Raw genomic sequence first — 23,650 nt, 5'->3', positions numbered from 1 at the left:
GGTTTTAAACAAATTTCTAAATAAGAAATTCAATTTCTTTTTACGATTTAAGTATAATGGTTCACAGCTCAAATGCAAGCGCTTTTTTACAAAAGAAGCAATATTTATCTAATATAATTTAATGTAACGTTTAACCTAATTAGGTTCATTTTCTATTTTAATAAAAAAATCACAATTATAATCCTACTCAAATCGATATTTCATTTCATTGGACAACATTAAAAATGCGCCCATACCCTTATGATCATTTACAACAACCGGTTCGCTGATGTAATAAGCAAAAGATCCATCCCGGTTCCTGGCGCCGCCCAAACCACAAGTATAAACAACTTTATTAACGTTTACATTTTGATGTTGGTCTGTTGAAACGAATTGCTTCAATGCATTCGGATAAGCCTCATCTAAAAAATCACCCCAATCGGTTTCTGATAAATATCCTTTCCGTAATGCTTTTGCAAGGGCATTTAAAATCATGAAACTGCCCGAAGATTCAAGATAGTTCATAGGCCGTTCACCCTCATCTGTAATTTGATACCATAAACATGTGATAGGCTCTGCAACTTTCCTCAGTGCATCTAATAGTACTTTCAAGTTGTCTAATATTTGGGCACGCTCAGGGGATATTTCCGGTAAATATTCAAGTACATCTACCATTGCCATTACAAACCAGCCAATGCTGCGGGTCCAAAAATGCGGTGAATGGCCAGTATCTTTGTTGGCCCATGACTGTTGGTGCTTTTCGTCGTAGGCATGATAGCAAAGTCCGGTTTTATCATCATGGGTAACTTGATATGCGCCTAAAAATTGTGCCATCACATCGTCTAACCGATCCTGAATGCCAAATAATTTCTGATAACGGGCATAAAATACTGCCCCCATGTAGAGACCATCTAGCCAGACTTGATATGGATACATTTTCTTGTGCCAAAAGATACCTCCAGCTGTTCTAGGCTGGTTTAATAACTGTTTATACAACGTAGTTGCCGCAATCTTATATTTATTTTGGTGTGTCTCTTCGTATAAATCTAAGATAGCTTTGCCGTTGTTAATCTGGTCTAAACTAAATTCGCCATAATGATAGCCTTTGATTTGACCTTGATCCGTAATGAATCTGTCCAAATTATCTTGGATATACTGTAAGTACCTCACATTACCTGTACTTTTATAGATGGCATACATCCCATTTAACATCAATCCATCCTCATATGCCCACTGGCCTTTAGGATTCATATTGGGTTCACGATTAATCATTGTTCGGGCTGCCAAATTAGGCCAATCAGTTTTTACGCTGCCGTACTTTGGATACATTAAATAATCATCCTTTCTATCCATCAACTCCAAAAGATTAGATATTTCTTAATTGGAAATATAATTTCTTATTTCACAAATACAGTATACACGCTCGCACTCCCATTGCAAACGTTTCCTAAAAGTGAAGTGCAAATCTCGTATCTGATAGAAATTACTTTGACCTAACCTTATCAATAGAAATATGATTTTTTTTCTCCTATAACTTAGCCTTGTTTTTTCCAAAGACATTAAAAAATCCCTTCAGTTCGCATCCAAGAAATTACAAATTTTCTGGATGTCCTCTAAAGGGACAATATCATTATCTAAAATGGGCTTGTTTGACTTCTAAGCTGTCACAGAACTTGCCTTATACTCGACACCATTCTTTTCAGCTTCTTGTCGTAATTGTGTTTGCGCACAGATCAGGCGGGCTTGTGGTACCCGGAATGGTGAACAAGAAACATAATCTACAGGTAGTGTATTGATAAATTCAATGGATTCAGCGTTCCCACCGACTTCACCACAAACGCCAACTTTCAGCTTCGGATTAGCAGCTTTACCTTTGGTAGCTGCCATATTCATCAATGCCCCTACCCCCTTAGTATCCAACACTTGGAATGGATCATTAGGTAAGAGATGGTCTTCTAAATAAGTTGGTAAGAACTTATGGGCATCGTCTCGAGAATAGCCAAAGGTCAACTGAGTCAGGTCATTAGTCCCAAAGCTAAAGAAGTCGGCATCTTGGGCCAATTCGTCAGCAATCAAGCAGGCTCTTGGCATTTCAATCATCGTCCCCACTTTATAATCTAAGCGCTTACCAGTCTTTTCAAAAATCCCTTCAGCAGCATCGACACAAAGCTTTTTAGCCATTTCTAATTCTGGGGTAACCCCGATCAATGGAATCATGATTTCAGGGATAATGTTAACTTGGTGGGCTTCACTGACCAGGATGGCTGCTTCAATGATAGCTTCCACTTGCATTTGATAGATCTGTGGTAGGGTAACGGCTAAGCGCACGCCCCGCAATCCTAACATTGGGTTGACTTCCCGCAATGCAGCGGCTTTGGCAGCGACCCAATTGTAGTCCTTATGGATGGACTGTGCTAATTGCTGTAAGTCAGCTTCTTTAGTTGGCAAGAATTCATGTAATGGTGGATCTAACAGGCGAATAGTACAAGGTTTGTCTAGCAGTGTTTCAAACATAGCTACGAAGTCACCTTTTTGTTCACCTTTGATATAAGCCAAAGTCGAGGTGATATCGGCGTCATTTTCAGCTAAGATCAATTGGCGCATGGCCTTCAAGCGGTCTGGTTGGAAGAACATATGCTCTGTTCGGGCCAAGCCAATGCCCCGGGCGCCTTTAACAATGGCTTCGCGAATATCTTTCACGGTTTCCCCATTGCCAAACACTTGTAAGCGGGCATATTTATCACAGACGGCTAAAATTTTATTAAGTTTATCCGATACTGAACCGGCCGTTGTCTTGATGGTCCCTAAATAAATTTTACCATTGGTACCATCTACAGAAATGATGTCCCCTTCTTTTAAGACACCACCGGCATAATGGGCCACTGCACCGGCTTCATCGACTTGTAAGTCTTGACAGCCAACTACACAGCAAGTCCCCATGCCCCGGGCAACCACAGCGGCGTGGGAAGTCATCCCCCCACGGGAAGTCACGACAGCTTCACTGACAGTCATCCCCACGATATCTTCTGGCGAGGTTTCGTTTCTAAGCAAGACCACATGATGGCCTTTTTCAGCGGCGACTTTAGCGCCTTGGGCCGTGAAGATCACTTCCCCGGTAGCAGCGCCTGGACTTGCTGGCAAGCCAGAAGCAATCGAATCATGCTTCGCCAAGTCAGAGGCTAAGAAACTAGGGTGCAATAATTGTTCAATCATGCCCGGTTCGATCCGACTGATCATTTCTTGAGCAGAAATTAATTTTTCTTCATAAAGATCATAGGCAATATTCACGGCAGCATTTGGCGTCCGCTTACCATTTCTGGTTTGCAACATATACAAGTGGTTGTCTTCAACAGTGAATTCCACGTCTTGCATATCTTGGTAGTGTTTTTCTAATTTTTCCGCAATGGTCTTCAGCTGTTGATAGACCTGGGGCTTGCTGGCTTCTAAGTTAGCGATAGGATCTGGCGTCCGAGCACCGGACACAATGTCTTCCCCTTGAGCTTGAGAGAGGTATTCCCCAAACAAGCCAGGAGCGCCGGTGGCTGGATTACGGGTAAACATGACCCCGGTACCAGAATCTTTAGAGTAGTTGCCAAAGACCATTTGTTGGATATTCACGGCGGTCCCTAGATCGTCGGGAATATTATGTAACTGCCGATAAACTTTGGCCCGATCGTTGTCCCAACTCTTAAAGACGGCTTCCACCGCGATGAACAATTGATCGTAGACATCTTGTGGGAATTCTTGGCCAGCTTGGGCTTGGAAAACTTGTTTATATTGTTCAATAACTAATAACCAATCTTGCCGGGTGAAATTAGCGGATCCGTAACCCCTTACATTTTCAACTTTATGAGAAGCTTCATTGAAGTCTTTAATATCAATTTCAAAGACCACATTCCCAAACATCTGGATCAACCGGCGATAACTGCCATACGCGAAAGCCAGATTTTCAGTTCTTTGAGCTACCCGTTGAACAGTGACATCATTTAAGCCTAAGTTTAAAATTGTATCCATCATCCCGGGCATAGAAAATTTAGCCCCACTACGCACGGATACTAACAAAGGATCAGCACCATGGCCGAAAGTTTTACCAGTTACTGTTTCTAAATCAGAAACCCGTGATCTAATTTCAGTGACTAAATCATCAGTGAGTTCATGCGCTTTTAAATAAGCGCGACAAGCTACGGTGGAGACCACAAAGCCCTGTGGCACAGGGAGGCCAAGATTCGTCATTTCACTAAGGTTGGCACCTTTACCGCCTAAAATGTCCCGGAGATCCTTGTTACCTTCTGCAAATGCATACGTTAAATTAAACATACTATTCCTCCAATGTGTCATACTATTTGCCGCAATTTCAATATAGCGTGTCACATTTAAAAAGTCAAGAAATTTATGACCCACTGTAGACATATTTTTGTCATGCTATATAATAAAAACTAGTCATTATTAGAAGGGGGATTATGGATTGGAACTCACAAAGCGGCAATTAAAAATTGTAGAAATCGTCAAAAAAAATCAGCCCATCAGCGGCGAAAAGATCGCCGAAGCCGTTGGCCTATCCCGAGCTACGCTACGTAATGACTTTTCTATTTTAACCATGACCGGTGTCTTACAGGCCCGGCCTAAAGTGGGCTACGTGTATGCGGGTAATGGGGTTACCACCAAAACCATTGATGATTTTTTAGCCGTTCCCATCAAAGCGGTGATGATCCCGCCATTAATCATTAAACAAGACCAAACCATTTACGATGCCATCACCGTTTTATTCATGTACGATGTGGGCTCGCTTTATGTGACCAATGATGCGGATAAATTAGTGGGATTATTATCCCGTAAAGATCTGTTGCGGGCTTCCTTGAACAAGAATATTGAAGCTACCCCTGTGGCCGTGGTTATGACCAGATCTCCCCATATTGTTACCGGCACCAGTGATATGACCTTACTGCAGGCTGGGCAATTACTAGAAGAATATCAGGTAGATTCCCTGCCGATTGTGGCTAAAAAAGATGCCACCAAGGTCATTGGTAAAATCACCAAAACTAGAATTCACAATTATATTATTGAACATGCAAACGCAACCGAGGAGTGACGTAATTTGCCAGATAAAGTATATTTCTATGTTATTTCAGATTCATTGGGGGATACCAACCAAGCCGTGATCAATGCCGCCATGGCCCAATTTCCCGAAATCACCAATGCTGAAATTAAACGTTTCCCCCTAGTCCGGGATCAAAAAACCTTAGCTGATGTTTTAAAGCAAGCCGAAGATGACAAGGGAATTATTATCACTTCTTTAGTTCAAAAAGACTTGTTGACTTACACGAAAACCTTTGCAGCTGCCCATAACTTGAAACATTTAGACATTATTGAAACCTTGATCGACTTGATCCAAAACCAAACGGGTTTAACTTCCAAAGAAGTCCCTGGTGCCCTACATAAACTCAACGACAGTTATTACACCAAGATGAACGCCATTAACTTTGCTTCTAAGTACGATGATGGTAAAGATCCCAAGGGCTTTTTAAAAGCGGACTTAGTGATCTTAGGCCCTTCTCGGACTTCTAAAACGCCCCTGAGCATGTATTTGGCCAATAACCATTCCTTAAAAGTGGCTAACCTACCCTTGATTCCCGAAGTCGCTTTACCTGAGGAAATCTATGAAATGGATCCCAAAAAAATGGTGGGTCTCATGACTAATACTGAATATCTGCAAAAAGTCCGGACGAACCGCCTGCACTTCTTAGGGCTTACCGCCACGGCCAGTTATTCGGACCCGAAACGTATTCAGATCGAGCTCAATTATGCTAAAAAAGTCATGACTGATCTGTCAGTCCCAATTTTTGACATTACCAATCAATCTATTGAAGAATCGGCCAATAAAATCTTAGAAAGTTTAAGTCTGTAGTCGGATTATCCCTTAAACGCCAGTAATCTGTGATAATTGGGTATAATAAGAACAACATTGCTATCAAATTATCCCGGGGAGGAAATTTACCATGTTTCAGAAAAAAATAATGCGCCACATCTTGTTATTGGCAGCAGCTTTTATTGCCTTGGGCGCGCCTTTGGCAGGGATTGCCCCACTGGGCAGTACAGCGCCACAAGTGGCTCAAGCTGCCGAGAATACCACTACTGGGACGATATTGGGGGATCAGGTCCTCTACACGGGTTACGGCCCCACCGCACAGCCCAGTCGTGTTTTACCGAATCAAAGTCGCTGGCAGGTCTTTTACGCTGTTGTGGCTGAAGATGGCCAGCAGTGGTTCAATCTTGGGGGTAATCAGTTTGTCAAAGATGCCGGGATGGTACTGGATCAATACTACTGGATCCCCGTCAAAACTGCCCAAGAACTCTTAGAAGCAACGCCGGCGACGGTGACCACCACCCAGGCCGTCACCCTCTACCAAAACTGGGGTGCCGCAGCTGTTCCTATCCGGCAACTGCCAGCCGGGCAATGGCTGGTCACCGCTGGGGCCAATATTGAGGGTCAGGGTATCTGGTATCAAGTGGGCAACAATGAATGGGTCAAGCCAAATGTAGGGACCAGTACCGGCAACTTTGCCAAACTGCCTTTGATCAATGGCAATCCCCTGGTTGCCGGGGCCAGTCCCATTGGCCATCAATACGTGGATAAAACCATGTATTATCGCATTGACAGCACCACCCCCGCGGCCAAAGTTGCGTTATTCAACCGGGCAATTTCTGCCATCAATGCCTTGGGTATCGTCCAAGTCAAGCCGGCCGCTGGGTCTGGTTATAAGGCCGATACGGTCCTTTACTACACCAATGCTGATAATCTGGGCACCAATCCGGATGGCACCATTGACGGTGGTCTAGGGTCACAGGCCATCGACATCGTGCATTTGAAGAATGGCGTTATTAACCACTCTAAGGAATATGAGGGCAGTGGCATCGCCGCTGTGATCAATCCCAAGGACGAGTTCTCTGATCCCGTGGTTTATCACAATATGTTGCATGAATTAGGCCATGCCCTGGGTTTAGATCATAATAAGTTTCCTGGTAGCATCATGTACCCAGTGACCGATGCCAATGCCGGTTGGGCCGACCCGGCCACCGATCCAGACTATGCCCAAGCCTTAAAGGCACTTTACAACGAATAAGCTAATATAAGTAAAAAGTCATGCGCTCCGCGGCAACAGTTGCTTCGCCGGGGATTGCATGACTTTTTTGTTAGAGTTTAATTTTAGCTTTCAAAAACCGCAGGGATAAGAATAGCGCCACAATGGAGAAAATACCGATCCAAATATCAATTTGGGCTAGGATCAAAACTGGGTGTTGTTGCCCCAGCGACACAATGACCATCCCCACACTGCCAAAAATCGTCCCAGCGGCACTATACAAAGAAGACGCGGAGCCGTTATCTTGATCTTGTTGTTTCAAAATCAGATAGGTGGCTGGGGGCCGCACTCCACTGCTGGCCACGGTGGCTGGGAATTGCGTTAAGGCAAAGGTCCAAGGACTTAAGGCACCACAAGCCAGTAGTAAAACCCCCCCGAGAATGCTGATGCCAAAACAGGTATAAATGACCTTGATGCGATCAACTTTCTCAGAAACCTTGATATAAACCAGGGGTGCCAGCAGCATGCCTAAAGCATTAAAGGAAAAGAAGAAACTGTACATTTGGCTGCTGAGTTTAAAGGTATTTTGGAAAATATACGAGGATGAGGAAATGTAGGCTAACGAAACGATACTCATCACTGAAAAAGTGACCAATAAGGCGCTGAAGCCAGGGTTACGCAAAACCACGCCTAGGCGGCCAATGGATTTGATGACGCCACTGGCATTATCCCGGTCTCGATTGGTCTCCGTATAAACCACTGACCCAATTACCACGGTCAGTCCTAAAATCGCCTGGGTGAAAAAAATCCCCCGCCAAGAAATAAACTGTAATAACAACGCCCCAATAACTGGTGCCAAGGCCGGGGAAATCACCACCATGGACTGTACAATGGCCAGGGTATCTTCTTGTTGCTTCCCTCGGTACACATCTTTGATAATGGCCGTGGCAATGGTGGTGGCGGTCCCGCCGCCAATGGCCTGGATAATACGAAAGACAATGATTTGCGGGGCGTTTTGCGCCAGACCACAAAGCACACTGGCCAGCATATAAATCGTTAAGCCAATGAGTAAAATTGGCCGACGACCAAAACGATCACTCAAGGGCCCCCAAATCAAAGTGGCGCCACTGTAGAAAATGAAAAATAGAATCAACGTTAAATTCATGACAAATTCATTCACCGCAAAAAATCGTCCCATGGTTGGGAGTGCCGGTAAATAAAGATCGGTGGATAGTGGTACAAAGGCACTCAATAGTGCTAGAAATATAATAAAGCTTTTTGGTCCTAAGACTTTTTGGCTGCTAGTTGCTGGCTTAGCCATGTGCGATCCCTCCGAGATAATCATATCCGATTATCATCGGTCCAACAGCGGTAAAAGTAAAGCAAAAAGGCCTAAAAACCATGGCTGGACTGTATTATGAGCAATTTAATGGCAAAAATAACAACTCACTGAGACAAAAATTTGATGGCAAAAAAATTTTAAATAGTGACCACATCAAATTTTCTATAAAATGCCTATAATTTTAAATTATCTCAAAATTATATCCCGTATTTTGAATCTTTTAGCGTTATTAATAAGTTCGTAATTACCATATAATAATTACGAATTTATGGTAAAAATGAGAAGCTTATTTTTCATGAAAAGCCTGTTGACTTGTCCTTTTCTGGCTGTTAGTATATTGAAATTCGAGTTAAAACCTCGAGCATTTCACAGCGAAGGGATGTTAAACATATGAAATTAATTCAAGCGCAATTAAAAGATAAAAACACGATCATGACTATTTTACGGGATGGCAGCCGCCAACTTGCCAAGCAAGGTATTGACCAATGGCAAGGGGACTACCCCAATGAAACCCAGGTCTTAGCCGATATTCAAGCGGGCCACAGCTATCTATACCAAACCGATGCTGGTCAAACTGTCGGGTCAATTGCCGTTGCCCCATCCCCGGATAGTTCCTATGACACCTTAGAGGGCTCTTGGTTAGTGAATACGGACAGTTTTGCCGTTATTCATCGAGTAGCTGTTTTGTCTGAGTGTACGGGTCATGGCTATGCCACTACTCTATTACAATCTGGGATTAATCTTATTCAGGCTAAGCATCCCCAAGCAGCTAGTGTGCGCATTGATACTCACCAGCACAATCAAGCCATGCAGCATTTGATCAATAAATTAGGTTTCAACCAGGTAGGCCAAATCGCCGGCGTTTATACCGACGCTGATGTGAGTTTTGTTTATGAAAAACCCATCAGACAATTGGTTGGTATTGCCCGTTAATATGGACTATTAAGCAGCAACGTCTTTTGGCGTTGCTTTTTTTGTCGCTGCTTTACCGCAAACGGTCATAAACTTGGCTCTCTAAATCTCCCCCGGTGGCCAATGGTAATTCAGCGTATTCTTGAAGCAATGCTTGAACGTTTTCAATTAAATTCTCTCGCTCTTCTTGAATATTACCCCAAGTATTTAGCTTAGGGTCAACGTAGAACCACTCTGTAGTAAATAGCAACGTATCAATAGTCCGATAAATTACTTGAGGTCCCAGTAACTGTTCTTCTAAAAAATCATCATATTCAGTTCGTACACCAAGCGTATTCATAATACGTTTGGCCCAGTGCAACGAGTAGGTGCAATGATGCGTATAAACGCGTTTACGAGTTTTTCGAGACAACTTACCCCGCTTTTGAAGTTTATCATCCATAGCGAAAATTTCCTTGATTTCTTTTCTAAATAAATAAATTAGACTATCGACTTTAGCTTGATTAGTGTGCACTAACATAATTTATGCCTCATTCCATTATTATTTGATTTGTATTGGTGATCACCGGCAATAACCATAACATGAAATCAATTATAAAAGTGGCGTCAGGAAAAACTTTATGATAAAAAAGCAAACTTTATGATAAAATTCTGTCAACTAAAAAACGAAGAAACAGCTCATGACACTAATACAGTCATTTAACAGTTTTCTTCGTTTTGTTAACTATTTATGTTTATGTGGCTGCTATAAAGCAGCTTCATCCGCCAGTTCCGCATAATCGGACATCAGCAATTCAATTTGTTCAACCCAGGCATCCCGATCCGCCCAAATATCGTCCGTATAATGCTGCCGGGGATCCAAATAAGGCATTTCAATGCCAAGCATTAAATAGTCAACGGAGCTTTGAACTTCAATAGGCCCGGCAAATTCCCTTTTAGCGAAGGTGTCGTAAAAAGGATGGACGCCAAACGCTGCCATGAGCCGCTGGTCCCAATGCAATGCGTAATTAAAATGTTGGTTGTAAACACGTCTGCGAACTTTTCGAGGTAACTTGTCATATTTTGCCAAGCGATCATCGGCTGCAAAAATCACCTTGATTTCTTGGTGAAATAACGCCACTAGCTTGTCTAACTTCACTTGATTGTCTTGATTGATCATTTGATATTCCCGCCTTTATGATTATTTTTTTTTAGTGTTGGTGATCACCTGTTGTAACCATAACACGGGTTGGTCCACTTTGGCGGCGGTTTACGAAGGTACATGATAATCCTGGAAAATACATGATAATAATACTGGTTATTTGCAAGAAATTTAACTGGTTGCGGCGCTATCAGGCGACTTTGACCTGACCTTTTGCCTGCCTTTCCCGATACCACCACCAGAAGCCAAAGCCTAATATCCCGATACTTAAAATCCCGTAGGATAACGGATAACTGTAAAGTAGCCAGTTGCCAAAACTGTAAGGCAGTGTTAGTAACGCATAGCCAATAATAACCCAGCGTAAATTCGGAATCAGTAAAATGTTATGCTCATTTTCAGTTGAGATACGCTGGAATAGGCGCCGACTCACAAAATAAGCAGTAGCGACGGCCACAATCACAATGGTTAGTCCAATCAAAAATTGATAATCATTGGATCTTGGTGTTGCTGGTAATAAGTGACTCCAAATTTGACTACTGTTCAAACGACTAAGGGCACTGCCGCCCATCCAAGCACCTATTACAGCAAATAAAATCATCCAGAATAAACTGGCGAAGAAAGTACCCACCACAATACCGGCTGTGTACAAGAAAACCACCAATTCTAAATTCATCAATACTAGGCCCAAAACATTTAAGGCACTCAAGCCCACATATAATGGCGGCAAGAATAAGTAATAACCTAAGACATGAATGCCGACGCTTGCAATAGTTGTAACCGCCACTGCGGCTAATCCATACAAGTAGCGGGTTTTAAAAAGCCCGCGCCGCTTAAAACCACTGCTGAACAATATGGTATTGAAGCCACTGAGATTATCTTTACTGGCCAGAATTAGCCCAAATAAGAAGGCAACAATGCCCGCTAATACAGATTGAAATAAGCCAATATTATTTTTTTCTGGAATCAATCTATTTTGTGATGCTGGCATGTAGATATACCGTTGTTGATCACGGTAATCCTGATAACTCATGTCATCATATGCGTGATTATAATATTTATTTTCTTTCATTAATTCAAAACTTCTGGCGCTGACTGTGTCATTGCGGAGTTGGTGATAATTTGAAATATCATTGCTCACTGAGACTACTGTAAATAACAACAAAATAGCCGCCATGGCCCAAACCAGTGCCTTATGTCGAATGCGAATCAAGTTTAATAATCGCTTACCTGCCATCTAGACCGCCTCCCCGTGCTTACTGCGAAATTCAACTTTAAATAAATCAGCCAGCGAAAGCGGCAGGGCCTCGTTAAGGACCGGTTTTTCTGCCGCCAAAGCAGCTTCAACTTCTGGCGTGAAGTTGGGAAAGACCGCTTCGATCACCCGACCCCGGACACTTAAAACACGGCCGTTAGCCGTGACCGCAGCAGGAATTGATTTTGATGGAAAGACCAACTGTAATTTAACGGCAGTCTTTCGAACCGCTTCAAGTGTGAGATCTTGGCTAATCCGGCCGGCTTTAACAAATAAGACCCGATCAGATAGGCCATCTAACTCAACCAAATTATGGGAGGCAATCAGAAAAGTCCGAGTGCCATCACTAACGGCATCCACCACCAAGTTCACAATACGTTCCCGAATCAAGATGTCTAGGCCATCAAAGGGTTCATCCAAAAAGACATATGGCGCTTGGCTGGCCAATGCCAGGGCGATCAGGACTAGGGCTTGATAACCCTTAGATAAACTGCTAAAAACTTGCTTGGGTTGCAGGCCAAAACTCGTTATTAATTTGCGGCAGGCCGCTGTATCAAAATTTTGATACATGAGATCAAAAACTTGCATCACTTTATCCAGGCGATAATTCTTGAAAAATAAGTGCTGATTATCCAGATAAAATATTTGTTCTCGCAATTGGGCCTGGGCCTTGATGCTTTGCCCGGCTAACAAGACATCCCCGCCATCTGCCACATATTGCTGGGTCACAGTCCGCAAAATGGTTGTCTTGCCAATACCATTTGGCCCAACCAGACCGACAATTTGGCCCGGTTCCAAGGTAAAATCAATTTCTTGAAGGACTGGTCGATCACCGATAACTTTTTTTAAATTTTGAATGGTTAAACTCATATCTTTCCCTCCGCTTCACTTAGCCATTGGCGCAATAAATCCACGCTGATACCCAGACTTTTAGCTTCGACGACGATGGCCTCAAATTTAGGTCGAAATGCCGCAATCGCGGTCGTGCTCACCTTGGTTAACGGTTCTGCGATAAATGTTCCCCGCCCTGGCTCAACATAGGTTATCCCGTCTTGATCAAGCTGTTTATAGGCTTTAGCCACCGTATTGGGATTCAGCTGTTCTTGTTTGGCCATTTCCCGAACCGACGGCAGTTTATCCCCAGGCAGCAATATGCCTTGTAAAATCTGGGTTTTAATTTGCAATACCAGGCGTTCGTAATAAGCCAAATGGGCGTATGAATCAGTTGCCATGAGCACACCCCCCTCTTCTCTTGTATGATGTGTACTATTATACATAGTACACTAATGGAAAGCAAATTTCCTTTTTGATCCCAGACAACATATCTTAACTCAAGGCAAGACAACTATGATGTTGACTGTATTGACAGCCTATCTTCCCCAGTACACCGAAAAAGACTGCCAACTTTATTTTTTAAAAGTTGCAGCCTTTTTTTAGTTTAATTCAAAACCATGACCCTTTAAGTCTAAAAAGTGCACCGCCATATTTAACTCTAAGGCCTGTTCGCCGTTGGCTAATTCAACGCCCAGGGCGGCTTCGATTTTATTCAAGCGGTACCGCAGAGTTTTGGGATGGATAAAAATCGCATCGGCCGCCCGGGTAATATTTTGATTGTGGCGAAAATATGCCAATAAAGATTCAAATAATTCTGGCTCTTGATCGTACATCTGATTCAAAGCCGGCGTGACTAAGCAAGCACTCAAAGCCGTTGTCCCAGCGGTTAAAAATAATTTTTCAATCCCAAGGTCTTCATAGCTGGTAAAAGCTTGCAATGGCCGAGCCAAGGCAATTTTTCGAGTACCTAGCGCTTGTTCATAGGCTAGGTTTAAATTCACCAGGGAAACCGGGGCACTGCCCACGAAATGCAAGTTAGCCAAGGGTTCGACCACCTGTCGTTTAAAAACTGCTAACTGATCGATACCAGCCAAAACCAAGGCCAGACAATCCTCTAAAATCACCAGGTTTGCCCGGGGTAAAACGTTTTGTAAGGCCTTAACCAGTGCCGTTAAATTGCCAATTTGGGATAATTTTTCAACGGCTAATAGCACATAGTTTTCAGTTCGAGCAGATAGACCCAGTTGCGTTTGGCCAAACTCGATTTGTTCAGATGTGGCAATATTGTTACATAGTGCTTTAAGGACCCGGGTGCTGCGGGAATTAAACAACAGCCCCAATACCGATAATTCTTGTTGTTGTAATTGGCTAAAGGCCTGAATGATCTCGCGATAAGTAATATGCCGAATCTGAATCAAGGGTAAGCCCTGCTGTTCGCAATAACGGACCAGTTGGGTGGGCACTTGCTCTAAAAATTGATTGAGTTTGATCAACATCCCCGCCGCTTGATGGCTGACCAATTCATCCACAATCGCTTTGCGGCTGGCCCAGTCCGTGCCGTAGAGGCTGGTCAAGATCAGTTCACCCTTTAAGACCCAGTTTTCAACATCAGGGCTGGCCATCACCATGACTTCTTGGATCTGATTGTTGCTATACTGCTGGCCAGCTAGCCACGTATAGGCCGTCGCCGGCAAATCTGTGAGTAAATCCGTCACATTAACCATTTCAGTCCTCCTTTAAAGTTTAATTATGTCATATTTTATCACACATGGCTAAAAACACCAGTTATTTTTAGCAGATCTGCCATTTTAACCAAGACCAGTCAGCGTATTATATGTTATGTAATATCACATAAGTTAATTATGAACTTACTCAATCACTTTGGAGGTTGCGTTTATGGAAAAAGAACCCATCAGAACTGCACCAGTCCCTTTAACCTTACCCACCCCAAGATACAGGACAGTCACCGTTTCAACCCATTATTGGTGGCAAGTCGTTGCCATTTGTTTTCTCGGTTGGGTCTTGATCTACGCTGACCGCACCATTTTAAATCCAGTGATGCCCCAAATCGCCAGTGCTTTTCATATCAATAATACCCAGTTGGGCTTGATGAATAGTATTTTCTTTCTAACATATGCCTTGGCTCAATTACCCTTTGGTATGATTGCTGACAAAATTGGCCGTCGTTACATGATTACCCTGGGATTCTTAATTTTCGGTCTAATGACTTTCTTCTCGGGGATTGTCTCCGCCTTTGGGGCTTTCCTGGTGGTTCGGGCCACTGCCGGCCTTGGGGAAGCCAGTTATTATGGCCCCCAATATGCTTTATCTGGTGAAGCCATCCCGTTATCTAAGCTCACATTAGGAACCGCCATTATCAATAGCGGCATGGCCTTTGGCTCATCTGGGGGTTATCTGTTGTCCAGTTATTTGGTTTTACAACACCACCAACATTGGAGCCTACCATTTTTCATTATTGCTGTCCCCACGGTCATCGTTGGTATTTTGTTCAGTCTACTCTTGAAAGAAAAGATCCAAGTCAACAACCAACCAACGCCGATCACACCTGAAATGACCCAGGCCGAACCGGCGCAACACCAAATTCGGGCTATTTTTACCAATCGGAATTTAATTTTGACCTTTGCCCTTTGTTTTTGTTCCATTTACGCCTACTTCGTCGTTTTGACTTGGCTGCCCCAATTTTTACAAACTGAACGGGGCTTTCAAGGAACGGCTGTTGGTTTCATTGCATCCATTGTCCCTTGGGCATCCATTCCTGGTGCTTTGTTCTTTGCTAAAGTGTACGACCGCTTCAACCACACCAAGTTACTGGTTTGTATCCTGGTCCCCGTTGCCGTCATTGCCCTACTAACAGTCGGGTTTACCACCAATCGGACCCTATTGATTGTGGCTTTGATTGCCTATGGCTTGACCGGCAAGCTGGCCATTGATCCAATTCTGGTGGCCTTTGTTACCCGGCAAGCCAAGGGCACTAAGCTGTCCACCACGTTATCAGCCTATAACTTCATTGGCATGTCCGGTTCTATTTTAGCCCCTTATCTAACCGGCTATTTGGCCGATAAAGTTGGCACCATGACCATCGGCTTTTATCTAGGGGCCGCCTTATTGTTACTGGGAGCCCTGGCCTTTTCCTTTACCAAAACCCGCACATCTAATCAATTGGAGGCTTAGCTTATGCAAAAAGACTTAGCAAATATCGCAGTTGTTACCTTTAACGCCCAATGGGGTAAAAAAGCCCAAAATCTCAATCGTATTCTTGGTTTCATTGAAAGTGCCGCCAAACGCGGCGCCGATTTCATCCTGCTCCCAGAAATGGCCCTCACCGGCTATGACGACCAACCAGAAATTCCTTTGGAGGAAAAGATGCAATATCAACTGGCTGAAACTATCCCCGGTCCCGCCACGGATCAAATTGCCACCCTCACCAAAAAATACGGGGTTTATGCCTTTGTGGGGATGCCAGAACGGGATAAAACCACGGATGCCATTTATAACAGCATGTCCGTCTTTGGTCCCCAAGGATTATGTGGGACTTATCGCAAGATGCATTTGCCGGGTTTAGAACCCAATTGGGCCAAACGCGGGGATACGCCTTTGATCATTGATACCCCCTGGGGGCCAGTGGGCTGTGCCATTTGTTATGATACTTGGGCCTTTCCTGAACTCATGCGCTATTATGCCGCCAAGGGCTGCCGGCTTTACATCAACATCACCGCCACCGCCCAATGCCGGGGTAAATATTTGGCCAATACCAACATCGAAGCTGGGGTGATCCGGGACTGCATCTTTGTGGCGTCGGCCAATCTTGGCGGCAAAGATTTATATAACGATTTCTGGGGTGGCAGCAGTGTGGTGGGCCCCGGTCAAAATACCTTAGAAGCCTATTATTATGTGGGCGGGAAATACACCGACGACCAAGCTAATGAGACGAAGTTAAATCTCACCACGGTGGACCTCTCCTTAGCCTCCCGCTATATTTATGAACCCAATCGGCTATTGGCCGGTGAAACTGATTTTCGTCCAGACATTTACCAAAAACTATACACCGAACTCAGCACCACTAATCTGATAGGAAGTGATCAGCATGCTTAATTTAACCTCGCCTTTTACCGATGCCGACTTTCAATTACCAAGTCGCGCACAAGGCCCACTGTCCGGTTGTACCTTTGCCGTCAAAGATGTTTTCGCAGTTCAAGGCCATATCACCGGTCTAGGCAATCCCACTTGGGCTAAAACCCATACACCGGCTTTAAAAAATGCAGCTGTCCTTAATCGCTTACTTTTAGCGGGTGCTGATCTAGATGGTATTACAGTCAGTGATGAATTCATGTTTTCCATCAAAGGTAGCAATTATCATTTTGGCGATCCGCTAAACCCCAAGCATCCCGATTGTTTCACCGGCGGCTCTAGTTCCGGGTCTGCCGCTGCAGTGGCCGCCGGTTTGGTTGATTTCGCCCTGGGCACCGATACTGGCGGATCCGTCCGGGTGCCGGCCAGTTATTGTGACCTTTATGGTTTTCGGCCCAGTCATGATCCTGTTGGTCAACTCAAGGGTGTTGCCCCTTTAGCCCCTAGCTTTGATACAGTGGGTGTCCTGGCAGCTGACTTGCCAACGCTTAACAAGGTAGGCCAAGCTTTATATGGTCCTGGGCGTTATTTAAGTATTCGCCATTACTACTATCTGCAAGACTTACTAGCCACTGATACCAGCGGCGAATATGAAGCTCTTTTAAAGACTGCCTGTGTGTCCTTAGACATCACTCCCCAGCAGTTGACGCCTTTACGTTTGCCTAAAGCCTTTGAATTGGCCAAACTCCATGGCGCTTTTAAACGTATTCAAGGCTTTGAAGCTTGGCAAAATTATGGGCCTTGGCTAAGCCAGCATGACGCCCAGCTAGGCCCAGATATCGCCCAACACTTTGCCTATGCTAAAAGTGTGGCAAATGATGCCGCCTTGACCCAAGCCTATGGGTTAAAACAGGCCTGGAGCCGCTATTTAAACATGCTTTTAAACCAACAGGGCCTACTATTGATTCCAACGACCAGTTCGCCAGCCCCTAACAAAGAAGCGGCTTTAGAAACTGTGGAACAGATCCGCCAGCAAACCCAATATCTCACCACTATCGCGGGCTTAGCGGGACTTCCTCAAATCGCCTTGCCTCTGAACGTTGCTGGACAGACCCGCAGTCTAGGTTTAGTCGCTGGTAAGTGGCGGGATACTAACTTATTAAAGCTAGCCACCCGTTATTTTGGAGCAGATAGCCTATGAAAGTCATCGATCGGCAGCTCACTTATTTAACCGTGGGCCAAACTTTACTCATGGGGATGCTAGACGCTTATACCTTTAGCCACTTTGATGGAGCCTTTGCCAGTGCCCAAACCGGCAATCTCGTGGTCTTTGGAGTAGCTTTGACCCAACAAGGCTGGCGGGCAGCTGCCAGTCACTTACCAATTTTCCTAGGATTCTTAATTGGCGCCATTCTGGCTCAGTTGATCCGTCAACAAGCAGCCTCTTTAAGACCCCCTACCCGTTTAAAGCTATTCACCGGCCTCAGTATCGTTTTACCCTTAGCCTTGTTGGCATTACAATCTGGTCCCAAATGGCTCAGCTTGAGCCTGCTGGGGTTGTTTGCCAGCTATGAGTTAACCATTTTCAATCAAATTGGAACCACCATGGTGAATAATGGCATCATGACCGGCAACATTAAAAACTTCGGCAATTCAATTTATACTTTCTTGGCCCACCCCAGTGCTGCCACAGGATTTAAAGTTGGCCATTTTGCCATTGGTATTGGCACATTTATTTTAGGGGTGATCTTAGGCTGTAGTTGGTTCAACCAATCTCCCCAACTGATTCTTTTGGGCGGGGCGGTGATGAACGTCAGCTTTTTGATCTACCTCACGTTAGTAAATCGGCAACCTGTTACCCTCTTGAAAAAGGACGAATTTTAAATTTCCTAAAAAAATACACCAAAAAGCACGTCACACTTAAAAGAAGTTTTTAAGGATGGCGTGCTTTTTAAAGAGTCTAACAATAGAGACTGCCGCAAGGGGGACTTGCGTTTTAGAGCTATGAATTGAAGGGATGTATTAAAAATAATCCCTAAATAAATGATTAAAAAGTTATCATTTACTCAACATTATTATACAACAAAATTAACCGTATTTAAATATCGTAACGCAAAATACTTATATTTTATAAGTGATTTTTTGCTGTAGGTTGCGTAATAACTCGCTAAGCTGTAGCCCGTAGCGGCGTTCCCGGTCAGAAGCTTGGGTTTGTTCCAAAGCTATCCAAGTTAATTCATTGGCGGTGGTCACCGCTTGGGGTAGTGCCATGTTGTGATATAAAGCGCAGCTTAAGACTGCTGCAAAGGTATCGCCAGCACCGAAGAAATGGCCGCTCAATTTTTTCTGAATATATTTTTCAATTTTTTGATCCTGGCTGAGATAGGTCGCAATCTGCCCATGTTTTTGCGGCACACCGGTGATCACCACGTCCGCCTGGGTCAACGTGGCCAGTTTTTCAAACAATTCACCAACTTGGGCTTCAGAGACAACACTTTGCAACGGGGCCCCGGTCAATAATTGGGCCTCCGTTAAATTGGGGGTGATCACCGTGGCTTGTTGAATCAAATGGCGGATGGCTTGCACATTATCCGCCGTAATAGCTGGGTACAAAGCCCCGCTGTCGCCCATGACCGGGTCCATCACAACCGTTGTCATGTTTTGCGTGGCTAAATAGGTCGCAAACAAGTCAACTAACTCGGTATTACCCAGGTAGCCAATTAAGGCCCCTGATAATTGAATCTGCTCACTCTGCCAATGGGCAAAGGTGGCCTTTAACCACTGGGTCATGGGGTAGTTAACGGGCGTCCCAAACCCTTCTGTTTGCGCGGACAACAAGCTGGTGGGCGCTAAAGCCTGGGGAATATTACAGGCGGAGAAAATGGGAATCGCACAAGCTAATGAAATCCGGCCAACCGCCGACAAATCTTCCCCAATCAAAAAAGGTTTTACACTTTTTGCCATTATATTATGAATGAGACGGGTTTTTGACCCGACTCCGAATGCCAAGATAGACAGGATAAGCAATCAAAGCGCCCAACAAACCTTGGATACTATTGGTGGGCAAACCAACCAAGCCAGTTTGAATTTGATACAGCAGTGAATCAGCTAGGAAGTAGCCAAAGACCATCCAGACAATCCCCACGATCAAGCTGGCAATTTTGCCTAAGTGACCATACTTCTCAGCTAACCAACCCACTAAGAAGCCTTCCACGCCATGAATGATCAGTGAAAAGATCATATATTGGGAATAACCCGAAATCAGATCCAGCAAAAAGCCACTGGCGCCCCCAACAATGGCCCCTTGTTTCTTGCCAAATAATAGCGCCGCAATGAAGATGCCGGCGTCACATAAATTAACATTTCCATGTGTCATTGGGACCGGGATTAAGAAAACACGTGAAATAGCCACTGTAACGGCGATCATGGCCGCCAAGTAAACTATTTCTTTGGTGGACATACGATGCTTCGACGTCATGTTATTTACCTCCTCAGATAAATGCGTACTTATATTAATATTCCTTGAGTATTCTATCATACTTTTCCCATAAAATATCCAGTTTTACCATTTTATAAGGGATAAAGTTGCTTTTTAGCTGCCCAATTGAGAACCGCTCTCAATTTGTGAAAATATATGCTATTTTTTAGGGCGATTGACGATCATAATTATGAGATGAAATTTAGAATAAAAAATTAAGAAATTAACTTGTATACAAGTTAATCAGACCTGCATTATCGATAGTATATCCGCTAATAATAAGGGTTTCCCCTAAAAAATTCCCATGTCATTGTGTCGTATTTTTATCAGTGTTATGGTTGATTTGAATTAAGTTGCTAGGATTTTTTTGACAATATTTATACCACATTATCTATATATTGTGAAATAAATAACATGACGTATTATTCGTCTATTGTCTGTCCCTTGGCCACCGCTTGAAGTGGCCCAACAATCAATCACACAGGGAGTTCTTTTATATGACAATTGAAAAGTATCAACAAGAAACTAAGGGCTATACTATGACCACTGTCATGGCTGAAGCCGCCCGTTGTCTGCTTTGTCACGACGCACCTTGTTCAGCCGCTTGTCCGGCCCACACAGATCCCGCGAAGTTCATCCGCAGTGTGCGCTTTCGCAACTTCAAGGGTGCTGCTGAGACCATTCGGGAAAATAACGCCTTGGGTTCAATTTGTGCCCGGGTCTGTCCCACTGAAAAATATTGTGAATTAGCTTGCACCCGTACCGAGATCGATTGCCCCATTGATATTGGCGGCATTCAACGTTTCGTGACTGATTTTGAGCAAAATGCTAACATGGACATCCTCAAAAAAGGCCCAGCTAATGGGCTGAATGTGGCAATCATCGGCAGTGGTCCTGCAGGTCTGCAAGCCGCCGCCACTTTATTGACCTTAGGCTATGGGGTGGATATTTATGAAAAAAATGAAAAGGCTGGGGGCTATTTAACTTATGGTATCCCCGAATATCGCCTACCTTCTGACATTGTGGATATTGAGATCCAACGTATTTTAAAACTTGGCGCCAACATCACCTATAACGTCACCGTTGGGCAAGATATCACCATGGCCGCTTTAAAAGCTGACCATGATGCGGTTATCGTGGCCGCCGGGGCCAGTGTAGCTAAAACCTTGCCTTTGTTTGCAGGCAATCCTTACGTCCAAAGTGCCGTTGATTTCCTGGCCGAAGTTAAAAGTAACCCCACTGGCGTGGACCTGCCAGCAAACGTCTTGGTAATTGGTGGTGGAGATGTGGCCATGGATGTGGACACCACCCTGAAATTATTAGACGTTAAAAATGTCACCGACGTGGTTTACGAAGAATTTGCTGAATTTAAAGCCTCTGATAAAGAATTAGCAGGGACCCAAAAACAAGGGGTCACCATTGTGGATGGCTATGTGCCTACCGCCGTTAATGGCAATACTGTAACCTTCAAGCATCGCCAGCTTAATAGTGAACTGACTATTGAAGCCGACAAGATCATTCTAGCCGTTGGCCAACAAGCTGATGTCACCAATTTAGGGATTGAACTTGAGAATAATGAACTGACCCATGGTGGTTTTCACACTGATGATCCTAAGGTATTTGTCACGGGTGACCTAGCCCAAGGTGATAAAACCGTGGTGGTTGCCGTGCAAAAGGGTAAAAAAGCTGCTGAAGAAATCCATCGTGTGCTAGGAGGCCAAACTAATGATTAAAAAAGACTTATCCATTGATTTCCTGGGTGTTCATTTTGAAAATCCCTTCTGTTTATCTTCTTCACCGGTGGGCAATTGTTATGACATGTGTGCCAAAGCTTATGATGAGGGCTGGGGCGGCGTTGTTTTCAAAACTATCGGCCCGGCGGATTTTGAAATCGACGAAGTCTCGCCTCGCTTTGATGAATTGACTAAAGAAGATACCCCTTTTGTGGGTTTTAAAAACATGGAACAAATCGCCGAACATCCCCTAGAGGAAAATCTGGCCGATCTGCGCCGGTTAAAAACGGCTTATCCTAACAAGGTATTGATTGCCTCGATCATGGGGACTAATGAACAGACTTGGGAAGAATTGGCGGGGATGGTGGCAGCCGCTGGTGCGGATATGATTGAAATGAATCTCTCCTGCCCCCAAATGACCTCCCATGCCATGGGCTCAGATGTGGGAGCCAATCCTGAACTTTGTAAAAAATATTGCGAAGCGGTCAAACGGGGCTCTAAGTTACCGATGATGGCGAAAATGACCCCAAATATTACCGATATGGTCATCCCAGCCAAGGCATGTATGGCTGGGGGTGCCGATGGGATTGCTGCTATTAACACCGTTAAATCCATCGCCAATGTGGACTTGGATCGTAAAATCGGCTTGCCGATCATTAATGGGAAATCCTCAATTTCCGGGTTCTCCGGTAAAGCCGTTAAACCTTTAGCCCTGCGCTTCATCCAACAAATGCGGGATGCGGAAGGCTTGGAAAACTTGCCAATTTCTGGCATCGGTGGCATTGAAACTTGGGAAGACGCCGCTGAATTCATTCTCTTAGGCTCAAGTACCCTCCAAGTCACCACAGCCATCATGCAATACGGCTATCGTATTATTGAAGATTTGACCAATGGCCTCATGCATTACATGGCTGAACAAGGCGTGGATCACTTGTCTGAACTGGTTGGTTTGGCTAATAAAAATATGATCCCGGCAGAAAAACTGGATCGGGATTATAAAGTCTTGCCTTACATTGACTGGGACAAATGCATCGGTTGCGGGCGTTGCTTGATTTCTTGTTTTGATGGCGCTCACCAAGCCATTACTTGGGACGAAGCTACCCGACGCCCAACAGTTGATCCAGAACGTTGTGTGGGTTGTCACCTGTGCAAGCTGGTTTGTCCGGTGGATGCCATCAGTGCTGGTGAAGTTGTCATGAAAGCCGGCCGGGTGGGGACGGCGGCCAGCAAAGAAATTTAATTATCTTACAAATCGAGTAGGAGGCCCTGACAGGCCGACCTCTCACACCACCGTACGTACGGTTCCGTATACGGCGGTTCAATAATTTGAGCGTTCTTGAATATACTGGAATGCCTTGGACAAGTTCAAAAGTCCAAGGCGTTCCAGTTTTTCATTTGTCAGGGTATATTTCAACACGCCAGTGTGCGCGGTATACCAATAACCCTTGCGGGTATTAGAGAATATTCGCGCTTCTGACACTGATTCCCCTAACTTTCTAAGATTCTTAAACTTCGTTTTAATCTTCTTCCATGATTTCCAAATATATTGTCGAATCCTCGTGCGCAACCAGGCATCTAAAGATTTAAGAAAATTCTTCATACGTCCGATACCGTAATATTGTAACCAGCCACGCATTTTTCGCTTGATATCGCTGAAAATGGTCCCCAGACTAACACCACGGTTTCGCTTAGTGATTAGCTTTAGAGCCTGTTTGATACGTTCCTTGGCCACTTTATGTGGGCGGGCATAGGCTCCGCCTTTGCTTACCCCTAAAGTGAATCCTAGGAATTTCAGTCTCAATGGTGACCCA

Annotated in this window: 22 protein-coding genes; 10 read left to right on the top strand and 12 right to left on the bottom strand. The window is 44.3% G+C overall.

Features of this window, described 5'->3' with window-relative positions:
- Window positions 1-183 precede the first annotated feature (183 nt).
- Together FC83_RS15280 and ppdK are read right to left on the bottom strand one after the other, a co-directional pair.
- Complete coding sequence (locus FC83_RS15280) at window positions 184-1,332, bottom strand: glycoside hydrolase family 88/105 protein (protein ID WP_236700850.1); 1,149 nt, start codon at window positions 1,330-1,332, stop codon at window positions 184-186.
- A 303-nt stretch (window positions 1,333-1,635) separates the two neighbouring features.
- Window positions 1,636-4,296, bottom strand: coding sequence for a pyruvate, phosphate dikinase (gene ppdK / locus FC83_RS15275; protein WP_035451369.1), 2,661 nt, complete (start codon window positions 4,294-4,296; stop codon window positions 1,636-1,638).
- 148 nt (window positions 4,297-4,444) lie between these two features.
- Between ppdK and FC83_RS15270 the strand changes: the two genes are divergently transcribed.
- The 3 genes from FC83_RS15270 to FC83_RS17135 all read left to right on the top strand — a co-directional run bounded on the left by FC83_RS15270 (window position 4,445) and on the right by FC83_RS17135 (window position 7,100).
- Window positions 4,445-5,068 (top strand): helix-turn-helix transcriptional regulator, encoded by a 624-nt coding sequence (locus FC83_RS15270; protein WP_035451368.1) that lies wholly within the window; start codon window positions 4,445-4,447, stop codon window positions 5,066-5,068.
- A gap of 6 nt (window positions 5,069-5,074) precedes the next feature.
- Complete coding sequence (locus FC83_RS15265) at window positions 5,075-5,884, top strand: pyruvate, water dikinase regulatory protein (protein WP_057002969.1); 810 nt, start codon at window positions 5,075-5,077, stop codon at window positions 5,882-5,884.
- A gap of 91 nt (window positions 5,885-5,975) precedes the next feature.
- Window positions 5,976-7,100: a matrixin family metalloprotease gene (locus tag FC83_RS17135; RefSeq protein ID WP_035451366.1), complete on the top strand. Its 1,125-nt coding sequence runs from the start codon at window positions 5,976-5,978 to the stop codon at window positions 7,098-7,100.
- 70 nt (window positions 7,101-7,170) lie between these two features.
- Here FC83_RS17135 and FC83_RS15255 read toward each other — a convergent pair whose 3' ends face one another.
- Entirely contained in the window at window positions 7,171-8,379 is a 1,209-nt protein-coding gene (locus tag FC83_RS15255) for a Bcr/CflA family efflux MFS transporter (protein ID WP_057002968.1), read from the bottom strand.
- Window positions 8,380-8,790: 411 nt separating this feature from the next.
- On the opposite strand from FC83_RS15255, the gene FC83_RS15250 reads away from it, so the two are divergent.
- On the top strand, window positions 8,791-9,333 hold the full coding sequence (locus tag FC83_RS15250) for a GNAT family N-acetyltransferase (protein ID WP_035451363.1): 543 nt from the start codon (window positions 8,791-8,793) through the stop codon (window positions 9,331-9,333).
- A gap of 52 nt (window positions 9,334-9,385) precedes the next feature.
- On the opposite strand, the gene FC83_RS15245 is transcribed toward FC83_RS15250, so the two are convergent.
- The 6 genes from FC83_RS15245 to FC83_RS15220 all read right to left on the bottom strand — a co-directional run bounded on the left by FC83_RS15245 (window position 9,386) and on the right by FC83_RS15220 (window position 14,263).
- Window positions 9,386-9,832 (bottom strand): hypothetical protein, encoded by a 447-nt coding sequence (locus FC83_RS15245; RefSeq protein ID WP_035451360.1) that lies wholly within the window; start codon window positions 9,830-9,832, stop codon window positions 9,386-9,388.
- Between the two features lie 225 nt (window positions 9,833-10,057).
- Complete coding sequence (locus tag FC83_RS15240) at window positions 10,058-10,471, bottom strand: hypothetical protein (protein WP_035451358.1); 414 nt, start codon at window positions 10,469-10,471, stop codon at window positions 10,058-10,060.
- 172 nt (window positions 10,472-10,643) lie between these two features.
- Window positions 10,644-11,687, bottom strand: coding sequence for an ABC-2 transporter permease (locus FC83_RS15235; RefSeq protein ID WP_057002967.1), 1,044 nt, complete (start codon window positions 11,685-11,687; stop codon window positions 10,644-10,646).
- A complete protein-coding gene (locus FC83_RS15230) occupies window positions 11,688-12,575 on the bottom strand; it encodes an ATP-binding cassette domain-containing protein (protein WP_057002966.1) in 888 nt (295 codons plus the stop codon).
- Entirely contained in the window at window positions 12,572-12,937 is a 366-nt protein-coding gene (locus FC83_RS15225; protein ID WP_035451354.1) for a GntR family transcriptional regulator, read from the bottom strand. Before FC83_RS15225 ends, FC83_RS15230 begins: the two co-directional genes overlap by 4 nt.
- 201 nt (window positions 12,938-13,138) lie before the next feature.
- Window positions 13,139-14,263, bottom strand: a complete 1,125-nt coding sequence (locus FC83_RS15220; protein WP_035451353.1) for a PucR family transcriptional regulator — start codon at window positions 14,261-14,263, stop codon at window positions 13,139-13,141.
- A gap of 172 nt (window positions 14,264-14,435) precedes the next feature.
- Between FC83_RS15220 and FC83_RS15215 the strand changes: the two genes are divergently transcribed.
- Genes FC83_RS15215 through FC83_RS15200 form a run of 4 tightly spaced genes read left to right on the top strand, consistent with a single transcriptional unit; the run spans window position 14,436 to window position 18,512 of the window.
- Window positions 14,436-15,731 (top strand): MFS transporter, encoded by a 1,296-nt coding sequence (locus FC83_RS15215; RefSeq protein ID WP_082622605.1) that lies wholly within the window; start codon window positions 14,436-14,438, stop codon window positions 15,729-15,731.
- Between the two features lie 3 nt (window positions 15,732-15,734).
- A complete protein-coding gene (locus FC83_RS15210; RefSeq protein ID WP_035451351.1) occupies window positions 15,735-16,652 on the top strand; it encodes a carbon-nitrogen hydrolase family protein in 918 nt (305 codons plus the stop codon).
- Entirely contained in the window at window positions 16,645-17,829 is a 1,185-nt protein-coding gene (locus FC83_RS15205) for an amidase family protein (protein WP_035451350.1), read from the top strand. The genes FC83_RS15210 and FC83_RS15205 overlap by 8 nt, the downstream gene beginning before the upstream one ends.
- Window positions 17,826-18,512 carry a YoaK family protein gene (locus FC83_RS15200; RefSeq protein ID WP_057002965.1) on the top strand — a complete coding sequence of 229 codons (687 nt, stop codon included), beginning with the start codon at window positions 17,826-17,828 and terminating at the stop codon, window positions 18,510-18,512. Before FC83_RS15205 ends, FC83_RS15200 begins: the two co-directional genes overlap by 4 nt.
- Before the next feature lie 237 nt (window positions 18,513-18,749).
- On the opposite strand, the gene FC83_RS15195 is transcribed toward FC83_RS15200, so the two are convergent.
- Together FC83_RS15195 and FC83_RS15190 are read right to left on the bottom strand one after the other, a co-directional pair.
- Complete coding sequence (locus FC83_RS15195) at window positions 18,750-19,592, bottom strand: pyridoxamine kinase (RefSeq protein WP_057002964.1); 843 nt, start codon at window positions 19,590-19,592, stop codon at window positions 18,750-18,752.
- A gap of 4 nt (window positions 19,593-19,596) precedes the next feature.
- Complete coding sequence (locus tag FC83_RS15190; protein ID WP_035451344.1) at window positions 19,597-20,106, bottom strand: ECF transporter S component; 510 nt, start codon at window positions 20,104-20,106, stop codon at window positions 19,597-19,599.
- Between the two features lie 497 nt (window positions 20,107-20,603).
- On the opposite strand from FC83_RS15190, the gene FC83_RS15185 reads away from it, so the two are divergent.
- Both FC83_RS15185 and preA read left to right on the top strand, forming a co-directional pair.
- The gene (locus FC83_RS15185; RefSeq protein WP_035451342.1) at window positions 20,604-21,839 is read left to right on the top strand and encodes an FAD-dependent oxidoreductase; all 1,236 of its coding nucleotides are present in this window, start codon (window positions 20,604-20,606) and stop codon (window positions 21,837-21,839) included.
- Window positions 21,832-23,079, top strand: coding sequence for an NAD-dependent dihydropyrimidine dehydrogenase subunit PreA (gene preA / locus FC83_RS15180; RefSeq protein WP_035451341.1), 1,248 nt, complete (start codon window positions 21,832-21,834; stop codon window positions 23,077-23,079). The genes FC83_RS15185 and preA overlap by 8 nt, the downstream gene beginning before the upstream one ends.
- Window positions 23,080-23,157: 78 nt before the next feature.
- Here the strand turns inward: preA and FC83_RS15175 are convergent.
- A partial coding sequence (locus FC83_RS15175; protein ID WP_275472426.1) for a group II intron maturase-specific domain-containing protein occupies window positions 23,158-23,650 on the bottom strand: 493 nt, incomplete at its 5' end.

This window comes from Agrilactobacillus composti DSM 18527 = JCM 14202 (assembly GCF_001436375.1).
Classification (GTDB): domain Bacteria; phylum Bacillota; class Bacilli; order Lactobacillales; family Lactobacillaceae; genus Agrilactobacillus; species Agrilactobacillus composti.
Note: the sequence above shows the minus strand (reverse complement) of the source record. Positions and strands in the feature narration are given on the sequence as shown.

What these genes read in the sequence shown, in the direction of transcription:
- FC83_RS15280 (WP_236700850.1), bottom strand. Translation starts at nt 1,332, where the DNA reads ATGGATAGAAAGGATGATTATTTAATGTATCCAAAGTACGGCAGCGTA.
- ppdK (WP_035451369.1), bottom strand. Translation starts at nt 4,296, where the DNA reads ATGTTTAATTTAACGTATGCATTTGCAGAAGGTAACAAGGATCTCCGG.
- FC83_RS17135 (WP_035451366.1), top strand. Translation starts at nt 5,976, where the DNA reads ATGTTTCAGAAAAAAATAATGCGCCACATCTTGTTATTGGCAGCAGCT.
- FC83_RS15255 (WP_057002968.1), bottom strand. Translation starts at nt 8,379, where the DNA reads ATGGCTAAGCCAGCAACTAGCAGCCAAAAAGTCTTAGGACCAAAAAGC.
- FC83_RS15250 (WP_035451363.1), top strand. Translation starts at nt 8,791, where the DNA reads ATGAAATTAATTCAAGCGCAATTAAAAGATAAAAACACGATCATGACT.
- FC83_RS15245 (WP_035451360.1), bottom strand. Translation starts at nt 9,832, where the DNA reads ATGTTAGTGCACACTAATCAAGCTAAAGTCGATAGTCTAATTTATTTA.
- FC83_RS15240 (WP_035451358.1), bottom strand. Translation starts at nt 10,471, where the DNA reads ATGATCAATCAAGACAATCAAGTGAAGTTAGACAAGCTAGTGGCGTTA.
- FC83_RS15235 (WP_057002967.1), bottom strand. Translation starts at nt 11,687, where the DNA reads ATGGCAGGTAAGCGATTATTAAACTTGATTCGCATTCGACATAAGGCA.
- FC83_RS15230 (WP_057002966.1), bottom strand. Translation starts at nt 12,575, where the DNA reads ATGAGTTTAACCATTCAAAATTTAAAAAAAGTTATCGGTGATCGACCA.
- FC83_RS15225 (WP_035451354.1), bottom strand. Translation starts at nt 12,937, where the DNA reads ATGGCAACTGATTCATACGCCCATTTGGCTTATTACGAACGCCTGGTA.
- FC83_RS15220 (WP_035451353.1), bottom strand. Translation starts at nt 14,263, where the DNA reads ATGGTTAATGTGACGGATTTACTCACAGATTTGCCGGCGACGGCCTAT.
- FC83_RS15215 (WP_082622605.1), top strand. Translation starts at nt 14,436, where the DNA reads ATGGAAAAAGAACCCATCAGAACTGCACCAGTCCCTTTAACCTTACCC.
- FC83_RS15210 (WP_035451351.1), top strand. Translation starts at nt 15,735, where the DNA reads ATGCAAAAAGACTTAGCAAATATCGCAGTTGTTACCTTTAACGCCCAA.
- FC83_RS15205 (WP_035451350.1), top strand. Translation starts at nt 16,645, where the DNA reads ATGCTTAATTTAACCTCGCCTTTTACCGATGCCGACTTTCAATTACCA.
- FC83_RS15200 (WP_057002965.1), top strand. Translation starts at nt 17,826, where the DNA reads ATGAAAGTCATCGATCGGCAGCTCACTTATTTAACCGTGGGCCAAACT.
- FC83_RS15195 (WP_057002964.1), bottom strand. Translation starts at nt 19,592, where the DNA reads ATGGCAAAAAGTGTAAAACCTTTTTTGATTGGGGAAGATTTGTCGGCG.
- FC83_RS15190 (WP_035451344.1), bottom strand. Translation starts at nt 20,106, where the DNA reads ATGACGTCGAAGCATCGTATGTCCACCAAAGAAATAGTTTACTTGGCG.
- FC83_RS15185 (WP_035451342.1), top strand. Translation starts at nt 20,604, where the DNA reads ATGACAATTGAAAAGTATCAACAAGAAACTAAGGGCTATACTATGACC.
- preA (WP_035451341.1), top strand. Translation starts at nt 21,832, where the DNA reads ATGATTAAAAAAGACTTATCCATTGATTTCCTGGGTGTTCATTTTGAA.